The sequence below is a fragment of the Streptomyces sp. NPDC012466 genome (assembly GCF_042955215.1).
GTDB lineage: Bacteria > Actinomycetota > Actinomycetes > Streptomycetales > Streptomycetaceae > Streptomyces.
In genome coordinates, this window is sequence record NZ_JBIBEQ010000007.1 from 353,316 (window position 1) to 366,493 (window position 13,178).

General features: G+C 71.8%; 7 protein-coding genes. 5 read left to right on the forward strand and 2 right to left on the reverse strand.

The features are described from left to right. Nucleotides 1-295: 295 nt before the first annotated feature. Nucleotides 296-3,493: a tetratricopeptide repeat protein gene (locus ACFY9E_RS26525; protein ID WP_390988088.1), complete on the reverse strand. Its 3,198-nt coding sequence runs from the start codon at nt 3,491-3,493 to the stop codon at nt 296-298. Nucleotides 3,494-3,738: 245 nt separating this feature from the next. Between ACFY9E_RS26525 and ACFY9E_RS26530 the strand changes: the two genes are divergently transcribed. The 5 genes from ACFY9E_RS26530 to ACFY9E_RS26550 all read left to right on the forward strand — a co-directional run bounded on the left by ACFY9E_RS26530 (nt 3,739) and on the right by ACFY9E_RS26550 (nt 12,446). After that, nucleotides 3,739-5,772, forward strand: coding sequence for a DUF255 domain-containing protein (locus ACFY9E_RS26530; protein ID WP_390988090.1), 2,034 nt, complete (start codon nt 3,739-3,741; stop codon nt 5,770-5,772). Between the two features lie 146 nt (nt 5,773-5,918). Continuing rightward, on the forward strand, nt 5,919-7,208 hold the full coding sequence (locus tag ACFY9E_RS26535; protein ID WP_390988091.1) for a glycosyltransferase: 1,290 nt from the start codon (nt 5,919-5,921) through the stop codon (nt 7,206-7,208). Next, nucleotides 7,205-8,854: a glycosyltransferase family 39 protein gene (locus tag ACFY9E_RS26540; protein WP_390988093.1), complete on the forward strand. Its 1,650-nt coding sequence runs from the start codon at nt 7,205-7,207 to the stop codon at nt 8,852-8,854. The genes ACFY9E_RS26535 and ACFY9E_RS26540 overlap by 4 nt, the downstream gene beginning before the upstream one ends. Further along, nucleotides 8,851-10,044 (forward strand): glycosyltransferase, encoded by a 1,194-nt coding sequence (locus ACFY9E_RS26545; RefSeq protein ID WP_390988095.1) that lies wholly within the window; start codon nt 8,851-8,853, stop codon nt 10,042-10,044. The genes ACFY9E_RS26540 and ACFY9E_RS26545 overlap by 4 nt, the downstream gene beginning before the upstream one ends. A 59-nt stretch (nt 10,045-10,103) precedes the next feature. Further along, entirely contained in the window at nt 10,104-12,446 is a 2,343-nt protein-coding gene (locus ACFY9E_RS26550) for a galactose oxidase-like domain-containing protein (RefSeq protein WP_390988397.1), read from the forward strand. On the opposite strand, the gene ACFY9E_RS26555 is transcribed toward ACFY9E_RS26550, so the two are convergent. Beyond that, complete coding sequence (locus ACFY9E_RS26555) at nt 12,443-13,174, reverse strand: Mut7-C RNAse domain-containing protein (protein ID WP_390988096.1); 732 nt, start codon at nt 13,172-13,174, stop codon at nt 12,443-12,445. The two genes, ACFY9E_RS26550 and ACFY9E_RS26555, sit on opposite strands and share 4 nt — an antisense overlap. Nucleotides 13,175-13,178 lie beyond the last annotated feature (4 nt).

Here is a 13,178-nt window from a genome sequence, read left to right on the forward strand (position 1 = left end):
CGAACCGGAGCGCACGCGCCTGCGAGGAGCGCCGCGGACGGGTGCCCGGCCGTATCGATGAGCGCCGCGGACGGGCCCCGAGCGCACTGAAGGAGCGCCGCTGACGGGAGCCGCACGCGCCTGCGAGGAGCGCCGCGAACCGGAGCGCACGTACCTGCGAGGAGCGCCGCGGACGGGTGCCCGGCCGTATCGATGAGCGCCGCGGACGGGCCCCGAGCGCGCGGAGGAGCGCCGCTGACGGGAGCCCCACGCGCCTCCGAGGAGCGCCGCAGACGGGGGCCCCGCGCCCGTGGGCCTACGCCTTCGACTCCACGGCCACGCCCATCACCTCGCGCGCATGCCGGTTCGGCACCATGCCGAGACGCCAGGCCTGCCAGCCCGCCTCCAGGGTCACCCCGCGCTCCAGCAGCAGCTGGTACGCGTCGAGGTAGTCGTCCAGCTTCTGGTCGCGCAGACCGTGACCGGCGCGGGACAACTGCGCCAGTTCCTCCTGGGCCACCGCCGTGCCGATCTCCATGCCGCCCGGGGCGGCGTAGGGGAGCAGGGTGCAGCGCAGGAAGCGGGCCCAGTCCTCGCCCCGGCGGTCGCCGTACGAAGCGAACAGCTCCACCGCCTCGTCGCACAGGCCGAGAGCCTGCTGCGTGCGGGCGTTGCCCGCGTCCACGACCGCCAGCTCCAGGCAGGTCCACGCCTCGCCATGGGCGACACCGATGCGCTGGAAGTCCGCCCGGGCGTCGACCAGCAGCTGCCGCGCGAAGCCGGAGTTGCGCAGGGAACCCGTCTGGGCCGCTCGCTGATCGCGGGTGACACGGGCCGAGTGGTGCCGGGCACAGGCCAGGCCGTACACATCGCGCATCCGCGAGAACATCGTGCGGGCGCGTTCCAGTTCACGGACCGCCTGGTCGAGGTCGCCCGTCTCCTCCAGGGCCTGGCCCAGGTAGTACAGCGTCCAGGCCTCGCCGCGCGCGTCCTCGTTGTCGCGGTGCCGGGCGGCAGCCCCGCGCAGCTCCTCCACCGCCGGCGACGCGTCCCCGGCGACCAGCAGCGCCCGGGCCAGCTGCGTCAGAGCCCAGGCCTCACCGCGGGCGTCACGGGTCCGGCCGTACAGTTCGAGAGCCGCCCGCAGCTCCGACTCGGCACGCGGGACGTCCCCCATCCGCAGACCCAGCTGACCGAGCTGGAAATGCGCCCACGCCTGGCCGTGCACGGACTCGCCCCGGCGATGCAGGACCAGCGACTCGGTCAGCAGCTCCAGCGCCTCCGCCAGCCGGGCCCGGTCCCGCTCCACCGCCGCGAGCGCGTGCATCGTCCACGCCCGGTCCACGGCCAGCGCGGGCGAGGCCTGCAGCGCGAGCGCCTCACGCAGCTTCTCCGACGCCTCGGTCAGGTTGCCCTGGTGGTGCAGGGTGATGCCGAGGGAGCACAGGGCGCGGGCCGCACCGGCGTCGTGATGGGCCTCCCGGTAGAGGTCCACGACCGACGCGAGCGTCGTGCGGGCCTTGTCCAGCTCGCCCAGCTGCCGCGCCGCGATACCCGTACGCCACTGCACGGAGCGGACCATCAGACCCTCGTCCACCGCCTGGGCCAGCTCGCTGATCTCGCCCAGGCGGTAGAGGTCACCCCGCAGCAGGCAGTAGTCGCACAGGGCACCCAGCAGGTTCAGCACCGCCGCCTGGTCCACGCCCTCCGCATGCCGCAGCGCCGCCGTGATGAAGCTCGACTCGTCGTCCAGCCAGCGCAGCGCCTCGTCGAGGGACGTGAAACCGTACGGACTGAAGCGGTTGGTGCGGGTCGACATGTTGCCGTCGACCATCCGCAGCACCGAGTCGGCCAGCTCGGCGTAGTTCACGATCAGCCGCTCCTGCGCCGCCGTGCGCTCGGCCGGCTCCTCCTCGTCGAGAAGACGGGCCTGGGCGAAGGACCGCACCAGGTCGTGCAGCCGGTAGCGATCGCCCCGGACGTGGTCGATCAGGCCGGCGCCGGTCAGGGCCTGCAGATGGCGCTTCGCCTCCGCCTCGTCGGTCGCCAGCAGCGCGGCGGCAGCGGCGGCGCCCAGCGAGGCCCGCCCGGCCAGGGCCAGCCGGCGCAGCAGCCGCCGTACCGTCTCCGACTGGTCCGTGTAGCGCAGCCACAGGGCACGCTCCACCGGCTCCACCGGGCCGTACGCGGCCAGGTCCGTGGCCAGCGCGCGCGGGGAGCGCGGGCCCAGGCACGAGCCGGCGATGCGCAGTGCCAGCGGCAACCCGCCGCACAGCTCCCGGACCCGGTCCGCGGACTCCGCGTCGTACGGCCCGGAACGGTCCTGCGCCACCGACCCCAGCAAGTCCTCCGCACCGGCGGCGTCCAGCGGCGCCACCGCCAGCTGATGCACCCGCGCGGGCAGCCCCGCCAGCTCCAGCGGACCCCGCGCGGTCACCAGCACCAGACTGTCGGACCGCTCCGGGACCAGGGCACGGATCTGCTCGGCGCCCGCGGCGTCATCGAGGACGACCGTCACCGGCAGGCCCGTCAGATGCTGGTGATACAGCTCGCTCAGCCGCTTGACCTGCTGGTCGGGGGAGGAGCGCTCACGGAACAGCAGCTGCTCACGGGGCGCGCCGAGCCGGTTCAGCAGATGCAGCAGGGCGTCACGGGTGGACAGCGGGGACTCGCCCGGCCCGTCCGCGCGCAGGTCGACGACGCAGGCACCGCGGAAGTAGTCCTTCAGATCGTGCGTCGCGTGCACCGCGAGCGTCGTGCGGCCGCTGCCGGGCGTACCGTGCAGCACGACGACCGTCGGCTGCGTCTCCGTGCTCGCCCGGGCCGCCTGCACCCACTGCCGGATCTGCGCCAGCTCGTGCCGCCGCCCGGCGAACGGCTCCGCCGGTTCCGGGAGCTGCCCGAAGGACTGCTCCAGCACGTTGCGCCCGCGCGCCGCCGCGCTCTTGTCCGCGCCCCGCAGCCGCGGCCCCGTCTTCTTCGGCCCGGTCGAGGCCGCGAGCACCCGCTGCTGGTCCAGGAACGGACGGATGCCCCGCACCTCCAGCGCGGTCAGCCACTGCAGCCGCAACTGCTCGGGCCCGCCCGGCTGACTCGCGGCCCCGGCGCGACGGCTCGCGGCCGGCAGATGCGAGCCGACCACCTTCACCACCGTCGCCGCCGCCCCCACGACCCCCACCGTCACACCCGCCCCGAGAGCGGTCCCGGTCCCCGTGCCCAGCGCCATGTCGGCGACCACGGCCGCGACCGCCGCCACCCCCGCCACCAGCAGTGCCGTCCCGGCACCCTCCCGGGCGTAGCGCTGCCCGAAGGTGAGCTGACCGGCCGCCGCCTCGTCCAGAGCGCGCGTGTAGGCCTCGTACTCCTCGGACGCGCTCCGCGCCATCACGTCGAGCGCCCCGCGCGCCCGCGCGAGCAGCACCTTCCCGTCGCTGCGCCCGCCCGAGCGGCGCACCTCCTCCTCGACGGCCCGCGCCAACAGCCGCTCGGCCTCCGCCCGATGACTGTCCCGCATGTCACGTCCCCCTCCGGCGGCAACGGCGCTCTCTCCGTCGTCGCGGTCGTTCCTCGGTCGTTTCCTTGGTCAAGTGTGCTGTGGACGGCGCATCGGGGCGAGGGGGCGTACCCGGCCCGATTGTGTGAAGAGCAGGGCGGGTTGGCGTGCCGCCCGCCCGGCGCCCGTGCCGGCGGGGGCTGCGGAGGCGCCCCCGCGGGACGCCTGACAGGTGCGGGGCCGGGTACTGCGGCAGGATGGACACCATGCCGAACCGACTGGCGCACGAGACGTCCCCCTACCTCCTTCAGCACGCCGACAACCCCGTCGACTGGTGGCCCTGGTCGGCCGGGGCCTTCGAGGAGGCCCGCAAGCGGAACGTGCCCGTACTGCTCAGCATCGGCTATAGCAGCTGTCACTGGTGTCACGTCATGGCGCACGAGTCCTTCGAGGACCAGGAGACCGCCGAGTACCTCAACGCGCACTACGTGAGCGTCAAGGTCGACCGCGAAGAGCGCCCCGACGTGGACGCCGTGTACATGGAGGCCGTGCAGGCGGCGACCGGGCAGGGTGGCTGGCCCATGACCGTCTTTCTCACCCCGGACGCAGAGCCGTTCTACTTCGGTACGTACTTCCCGCCCGCCCCCCGCCAGGGCATGCCCTCGTTCCGGCAGGTGCTCCAGGGGGTGCACCAGGCGTGGGACGAGCGGCGGGACGAGGTGACCGAGGTCGCCGGGAAGATCGTCCGGGATCTGGCGGGGCGGGAGATCTCCTACGGGGACGCGCGGACCCCGGGCGAGGAGGAACTCGCGCAGGCGCTGCTGGGGCTCACCCGGGAGTACGACCCGCAGCGCGGCGGTTTCGGCGGGGCGCCGAAGTTCCCGCCGTCCATGGTGCTGGAGTTCCTGCTGCGTCACCACGCGCGCACCGGTGCCGAGGGGGCCCTGCAGATGGCGCGGGACACCTGTGAGCGCATGGCCCGGGGCGGTCTGTACGACCAGCTCGGGGGCGGCTTCGCCCGCTACTCCGTCGACCGTGACTGGGTCGTGCCGCACTTCGAGAAGATGCTGTACGACAACGCCCTGCTGTGCCGCGTGTACGCCCATCTCTGGCGCGCCACCGGCTCGGAGCTCGCGCGCCGGGTCGCCCTGGAGACCGCCGACTTCATGGTGCGTGAACTGCGCACGAGCGAGGGCGGGTTCGCCTCGGCGCTGGACGCCGACAGCGATGACGGCACCGGTCGGCACGTCGAGGGCGCCTACTACGTGTGGACGCCCGAGCAGTTGCGGGAGGTTCTCGGCGAGGAGGACGCCGAACTGGCGGCCCGGCACTTCGGTGTGACCGAGGAGGGCACGTTCGAGGAGGGCGCGTCCGTTCTGCAACTCCCTGTGCGGGAGGGCGTGTTCGATGCGGAGAAGATCGCCTCGATCTCGGAGCGGCTGCTGGCGAAGCGGGCCGAGCGGCCCGCGCCCGGCCGGGACGACAAGGTGGTGGCCGCCTGGAACGGGCTGACGATCGCCGCGCTCGCCGAGACGGGTGCCTACTTCGACCGGCCCGATCTGGTCGAGGCCGCCGTCGCCGCCGCCGACCTCCTGGTCCGGCTGCATCTGGACGAGCAGGCCCGGCTCACCCGTACCAGCAAGGACGGTCATGCCGGCGCCAACGCGGGTGTCCTGGAGGACTACGCGGATGTGGCGGAGGGTTTCCTCGCGCTCGCGTCGGTCACGGGCGAGGGCGTGTGGCTGGAGTTCGCCGGGTTCCTCCTCGATCACGTCCTGGCGCGTTTCACGGACGCCGAGTCGGGCTCGCTGTACGACACCGCGGCCGACGCCGAGCGGCTGATCCGCCGTCCGCAGGACCCGACCGACAACGCCGCTCCGTCGGGGTGGACCGCGGCCGCGGGCGCCCTGTTGAGCTATGCCGCGCACACCGGGTCCGAGCCGCACCGCGCCGCCGCGCACAGGGCGCTCGGGGTCGTCAAGGCGCTCGGGCCGCGGGTGCCGCGCTTCATCGGCTGGGGGCTCGCCGTGGCCGAAGCCGTGCTGGACGGGCCGCGTGAGGTCGCGATCGTGGGTCCGTCCCTCGACCACGAGGCCACAAGGTCCTTGCACCGTACGGCACTTCTGGGCACCGCACCCGGTGCGGTGGTCGCCGTCGGCGCCCCGGAGAGCGATGAGTTCCCGCTGCTCGCGGACCGTCCGCTGGTCGGCGGTGAACCGGCCGCGTACGTCTGCCGTAACTTCACGTGTGATGCCCCGACGACCGAGCCTGACCGGCTGCGTACGGCCTTGAGTGGCTGACGTCACGTATCAACGGAAACATGGTCTTTATCTGAACAGCCCCCGGGTTTCACAGTTCCCCCTTAACCTCTGCACAGTGACGTGGCGAATGGGGCCGCACCGGCCCGCCGTCGCGTCAGGGGGTTCTGGGATCTGGGGGGATCTGTTTGCTGACGTCTGTCTTCATCGCCGCCGTTTCACTTGCTCTGTTCTGGATGGCGGCGTTCACCCTGTGGTGGCAGATGCACGCCTGGCGTACGCCGGAAGTGCTCGCCTCCACCCGGTTCAGCAGTCCGGACGGGGACGAGCACGTCTCCTTCTCGCTGTTACTGCCCGCGCGGCACGAACAGGCCGTGCTGGACCACACGATCCAGCGGCTGCTGGAGTCGAGCCACACCGACTTCGAGATCATCGTGATCGTCGGGCACGACGACCCGGAGACCACCGCGGTGGCCGAGCAGGCCGCCGCGCGTGACGCACGGGTCCGGGTCGTCGTCGACACGCACGAGAAGAAGAACAAGCCGAAGGCCATGAACACGGCGCTGCCGCACTGCCGCGGCGACGTCGTCGGGGTCTTCGACGCGGAGGACCAGGTCCATCCCGAGCTCCTCGCGCACGTCGACCACGCCTTCCGCACCACCGGCGCGGACGTCGTCCAGGGCGGGGTGCAGCTGATCAACTTCCACTCCAGCTGGTACAGCCTGCGCAACTGCCTGGAGTACTTCTTCTGGTTCCGCTCGCGCCTCCACCTGCACGCGCAGAAAGGTTTCATTCCGCTCGGCGGCAACACCGTGTTCGTCCGCACGGACGTCCTGCGGGAAGCCGGCGGCTGGGACCCGAACTGCCTCGCCGAGGACTGCGACCTGGGCGTACGCCTGTCCAGCGTCGGCAAGAAGGTCGTCGTCGCCTACGACTCCGACATGGTGACCCGGGAGGAGACCCCGGGCTCGCTGATGTCCCTGCTGAAGCAGCGCACCCGCTGGAACCAGGGGTTCCTCCAGGTGTACCGGAAGAAGGACTGGAAGCAACTGCCCACCCTCGGGCAGCGGCTGCTCGCCCGCTACACCCTGATGACGCCGTTCATGCAGGCCTTCACCGGTCTGATCATCCCGCTGAACGTGGCGATCGCGCTGTTCCTGGACGTGCCCGTCGGCATCGCCTTCATCACCTTCCTGCCGGCCGTCACCGCCCTGGTCACCTTCGTCTTCGAGGTCGTCGGACTGCACGACTTCGGCAAGCAGTACGGCCTGCGCGTCCGCTTCGCGCACTACCTGAAACTGATCGTGGGCGGCCCCTTCTACCAGGTCCTGCTCGCCGGCGCGGCCGTCCGGGCCGTGTGGCGTGAGCAGCGCGGCCGCAACGACTGGGAGCTGACGACCCATGTGGGCGCGCATCTCGGCGAGACGGCCGTGACCCGGCAGGACGTTCCCGTCACCCGAGAGGACGTTCCCGCGTGACCTCCACCCTTCCCGCGGTGACCCCTTCGAAGGTCCCCGCGCAGCGCCGGCCTGCGTCCCGCACCGGTACGCACCGCCGCGTGGAGCCGCCGAGCCGGCTGCGCTCCTCCCGCGCCGACCTGATCCTGTGCGGGGTGCTCCTCGTGGTGATCCTCGTCGTGCAGGGCTGGAACATCGCCGACTACCCGGCCCTCAGCGACGACGAGGGGACCTACCTCGCCCAGGCCTGGTCCGTGCAGCAGGGCAACGGCCTCGCCCACTACACCTACTGGTACGACCACCCGCCGCTCGGCTGGATCCAGATCGCCGTGCTGACCTGGATCCCCGCGCTGATCAGCCCCGAGTCGATGACGGTGGGCAGCATGCGCGCGGCGATGCTCGTGATCAGCGGCATCAGCGCCGTCCTGGTCTACGTCCTGGGCCGGCGCCTGGCGCTGCCCCGCTGGGCGGCGGCGCTCGGCATGGTGTTCTTCGGGCTCTCGCCGCTGTCGGTCGTGCTCCAGCGGGAGATCTTCCTCGACAACCTCGCGGTGATGTGGACGCTGCTGGCCTTCACGCTGGCCGCCTCCCCGAGCCGCCACCTCTGGCACCACTTCGGTGCGGGCATCGTGGCCGCCACGGCCGTGCTCACCAAGGAGACGATGCTCGTCGTCCTGCCCGCGCTGTTCCTCACCATGTGGCGCCACAGCCACCGGGACACCCGCAAGTTCGCCCTCACCGGAGCTGTCACGGCCTGCGCCCTGATCGGCTTCGCCTACCCCCTGTTCGCCCTGCTCAAGGGCGAGTTGCTGCCGGGCAGCGGGCACGTGTCCCTGTGGGACGGCGTCAAGTACCAGATGACCAGGCCCGGTTCGGGCTTCATCCTGGACCAGGGCTCCGGCTCCTGGGGCGTGCTCCAGTCGTGGCTGTACTACGACAAGATCCTGCCCCTCGGCGGCCTCGCGGGCGCCCTGCTCCTGCTCGTCACCTGGCGCTGGTCGGTCACCGCCCGCGCCCTGGCCGGACCCGCCCTGGCCGTGGCGATCTTCGCCGCGCTGGCCCTGCGCCCCAACGGCTACCTGCCCGCGATGTACGTCATCCAGACCCTGCCGTTCCTCGCGCTCGTCCTGGCCGGAGGAACCGCCTCGGTCGCCCACGCGGTGCTCAGCCGCCGGCGCTCCGAGGCGGAGAATCGGTACGTCGGCGTGGGCCGGTACGCGCTCGCCGCCGTCCTCGCCCTGGCCGCCGGTGCCTACGTCGTACCGCGCTGGTACGACGGCGCCCGCACGGCCGTCACCACCGACGCCAACGCCCCCTACAAGGCCGCCTCCACATGGCTGGCCACCGAGGTCGAGGACCCGGAGCGCACCCGCGTGCTGGTCGACGACGCGCTCTGGCTGGACCTGGTGCACCAGGGCTACCGGCCGGGCCTCGGCGTCATCTGGTTCTACAAGGCCGACCTCGACCCGGCGGTGACGAAGACGATGCCGCGCGGCTGGAAGGACCTCGACTACGTCGTCGCCTCGCCGACCGTGCGGCGTGACGCGGCCGACCTGCCCAACGTCAAGGCCGCCATGGAGCACTCGGACCCGGTCGCCACCTTCGGCACCGGCGAGGACCGCATCGAGATCCGCCAGATCCAGACGTCCGCCGGAGGCGCGCGATGAGCCAGGAGTCCACCGTCCCCGGTGAGGTCGTCGAGACCGCCGAGATCCCCGAGCCGGGCGCCGTCACCATCGTCGTACCGACGTTCAACGAGTCGGCGAACGTCCGGCAGCTGCTGCGCCAGATCACCGAGGCCGTCCCGGCCCGGCTGCCCTGCGAGGTCGTCTTCGTGGACGACTCCACCGACGACACACCCGAGGTCATCGAGAAGGCGGCCCAGGACTGCCCGTTCCCCGTGACCGTCCTGCACCGCGAGGAGCCGGTGGGCGGGCTCGGCGGCGCCGTCGTCGAGGGGCTGAAGGCGGCCACGTCCGACTGGATCGTCGTCATGGACGGCGACTGCCAGCACCCGCCGTCCCTCGTGCCCGACCTGGTCGCCACCGGCGAACGGGCGAACGCCGGGCTGGTCGTCGCCTCCCGGTACATCAAGGGCGGCAGCCGCGCCGGACTGGCGGGCAGCTACCGCGTGTTCGTCTCGCGCGGGGCGACCTGGCTGACCAAGGCGCTGTTCCCGCGCCGGCTGAGCGGCATCAGCGACCCGATGAGCGGCTTCTTCGCGATCCGCCGCAGCGCGGTCACCGCCGAGGTCCTCCAGCCGCTCGGCTACAAGATCCTGCTCGAACTGGCCGTCCGCAGCCGCCCGCGCACGGTCACCGAGGTGCCGTTCGTCTTCCAGGACCGGTTCGCAGGCGAGTCCAAGTCCACCGCGCAGGAGGGCTTCCGGTTCCTGCGCCATCTGGCCGGCCTGCGTGCCGCCTCGCCGGTCGCGCGCATGGTCGGCTTCGGCCTGATCGGGCTCACCGGCTTCGTCCCGAACCTGGTCGGCCTGTGGGCGCTGACCGCCGTCGGCATGCACTACGTACCGGCGGAGGTCCTCGCCAACCAGCTCGGCGTCGCCTGGAACTTCCTGCTCATCGAGCACCTGCTGTTCCGCGAGCGGCGCCGGCACCGGCGCTGGTGGGACCGGGCCGGGCGGTTCGCGCTGCTCGCCAACGCCGACCTGGTGCTGCGTATCCCGCTGATCGCCCTGTTCGTGCACCAGTTCCACCTGGGCGTGCTGTCGGCCACCGCGCTCGCGCTGGTGACGACGTTCGTCCTGCGCTTCGCCGGGACCGAAGCGCTGGTCTACCTGCCGCGCCGGGGCCGTGAGAAGCCCGAGCGCGGGAGCCGCACCGCGAGGAGAGCCGTGTGAACAGATACCGGAGAAGAACCGCACTCGCCGGCGTGGGCGCGCTCACGGCCGGGCTCCTGATGACCGCGCCCCAGCCCGCGTCCGCCGCCAACCTGATCAAGAACCCGGGTTTCGAGACCGCCGGCGCCGGCGACATGCCGTACTGCTGGGAGAAGTCCGGCTGGGGCGACAACGACTTCACGTTCACCACCACGGCCGACGCGCACACCGGCTCCAAGGCCATGAAGGTCGAGCTGACCCGCCGCGTCGAGGGCGACCGCAAGGCGCTGATCACCGAGTCCGCCGCGTGCGCGCCGGTGGTGACGCCGGGCAAGCAGTACGACCTCGGGCTCTGGTACAAGACGACGACCCCGGACGCGGCGATCACCCTGTTCCGGCACGACACCACGGCCGGCTGGCAGTACTGGACCGACCTCAAGACCCTGAACCCGGCCGGGAACTGGACCGAGGCCACCGTCCGCACCCCCGAGGTCCCGGCCGGCACCGACCGCATCTCCTGGGGCGTCTCCGTCTACGGCACGGGCTCCGCCACCACCGACGACTACACGATGGACCAGGTGCCCGACCCGGTCCTGCCCCCGCAGTGCACCGGCACCGCCGAGCAGTGCGCGAACGGCAAGTGGGACGTGCTGCCCACGCGGAACCCGGTCCGCTCCATGCACTCGGTGGTCCTCCACAACGGCAAGGTGCTGCTGATCGCGGGCTCCGGCAACGACGAGTCGATGTTCGAGGCCGGCACCTTCACCTCGGCGGTCTACGACCCGGCGAACGGCTCCTACAAGGTCGTTCCCACACCGAAGGACATGTTCTGCGCCGGCCACGTGCAGCTCCAGGACGGGCGCGTGCTCGTGATGAGCGGCAACAAGGGCTACCCGACGGCGGACGGCCGCGTCGGCTACCAGGGCTACAAGGACTCGTACATCTTCGACCCGGAGACCGAGACCTACGCCAAGACCAACGACATGAACGACGGCCACTGGTACCCGTCGGCGACGATCCTCGGCAACGGTGACGTCATCTCCTTCGGCGGGTTGCGCGAGGACTCCACCGGCTCGGTCGCCGCCGAGCTGTTCTCCGAGGCCGAGCAGCAGTGGCAGCCGCTGTGGAAGGTCAACCAGACCTGGTCGTACTGGGGTCTGTACCCGTCGATGATCCTGATGCAGGACGGCCGCCTCTTCTACTCGGGCAGCCACGTCTTCGGCAACAACATCCCCGGCACGGGCTCGGCGATCTACGACTACGGCGCCAACACCACCACCCAGGTGCCCGGCCTGCGCGACAAGGACGAGCGCGACCAGTCGGCGAGCGTGCTGCTGCCCCCGGCGCAGGACCAGAAGGTCCTCACCCTCGGCGGCGGCAACATCGACTCCAACCCGGAGGCGAACCGCCTGACCGACATCATCGACCTCAAGCAGCCGAGCCCCTCCTACGTGGCCGGGCCGCCCATCCCGCAGGGCACGGTCGACCTCGGCAACGGCCCGGTCCCGCAGACCGGGAACCAGGGCAAGATGTACGTCTCGGCGGTGCTCCTGCCCGACGGCAAGGTGCTGGAGACGGGCGGCGCCCTGCACAACCGCGCCAACCCGGTGTACGAGACGTCGCTCTTCGACCCGCGGTCGGAGACCTTCGACCCGGTGGCCGTGGACCCCGAGGCGCGCGGATACCACTCCTCGGCGTTCCTGCTCCCCGACGGCCGGGTCATGACCACCGGCGACAACCCGGGCAACGGCTCCTGGAACCACGACGTGTCGGTGTTCAGCCCGCCGTACCTGTTCAAGGGGCCGCGTCCCACGATCACCTCGGTGATCGACTCCGAGTGGAACTACGGCGACACCCAGCGGATCACCGTCGACCGGCCCATCGCCAAGGCCGAGCTGATCCGCCCGGCCGCCGTCACGCACTCCTCGGACCCGAACCAGCGGTTCGTGGACCTGCCGCTGTCCGTCGACGGCGCCAACGTCGACCTGAACGTGACGAGCAACCCCAACCTGGCCCCGCCCGGCTGGTACATGCTCTTCGCGGTCGATGCCGACGGGGTGCCGTCGGTGGCGAAATGGGTGCACCTCCAGGGCCCGCAGGCGCTCAAGGCGACGGACGCCTCGGCCCATGTCCACGACTTCGCGGACGCGCCCGAGGGCAAGGTGGTGAAGCCCGGCAAGAAGCGCACCGCGCAGAAGGTCAGCCCGACGATCTCCGGCTGCGACCGGCACTACGGCTCGATCAACGTCTGCGTGCCGACGGACTTCCCGGCGGACGTGAAGAGGACGACGGCCGCACGCTGTGAGTGGCTCAGGACGAACGACTACGGCCGTCTGAAGGTCAACGGCAAGGACGACCCCCTGGGCCTGGACCGGAACCGGGACGGGACCGCCTGCGGCAAGGGCGACGTGAAACGCCGTTAGCCGTTGCTGCGCGACGCCGCCAGGGCGCGCTCCACGATGGCCTCCAGCTGCTCGTGGTGCGCGCCCTTCCAGTACGCCCGGCCGCACGCCGTGCACTGCGCGAACACGTCGTACGTGGCATGCGTGCCGTGCTTCAGCTGGTCGGCGACCTCGTCCTTGGTCGCCTTGCGGAGCAGCCCGTTGCAGGCCGTGCAGCGCGTCCAGGGGAGCAGCACGGGGCGGAAGCGGTCCAGGACGTCGCGCAGTTGCTCCTCGGGCCGGGTGCTGTAGACGAACGCCCCCGCCCACAGCTCCCGGCGCCGCAGCAGACCCCGGTCGCGGCTCAGCATCACCCGCTGCTCGGCCGCCGAGCGCGCCGCGAGGGCCGGGTCGCCGATGTCGGTCGACTCGTAGGCCGTGTCCACGCCGAGCAGGCGCAGCCGGCGGGCCAGCGTGCCGAGGTGCACGTCGAGGAGGAAGCGCAGGGGTGCGCCCGGGACCTGCTGGGGGCGTGCGACGGCCCGTACGGTCACCGCCTCGCCGGCCGACGGGACGTGCGCGAAGGGCACCTCACGGCCGTCCACGACCAGGGCGCCCACCTCGGTCAGCGGCACGCCCAGTGACTCGACGACATGGCCGAGGCTGGAGACGCCGTCGGTGCCTGCCCGCACGGTGCCCGTCCCCCGGGCCCGGGGCACGAACACCGTCAGCTCGGGGGCGAACTCGACCTGGATCTCGGGACCGTTCACCCGG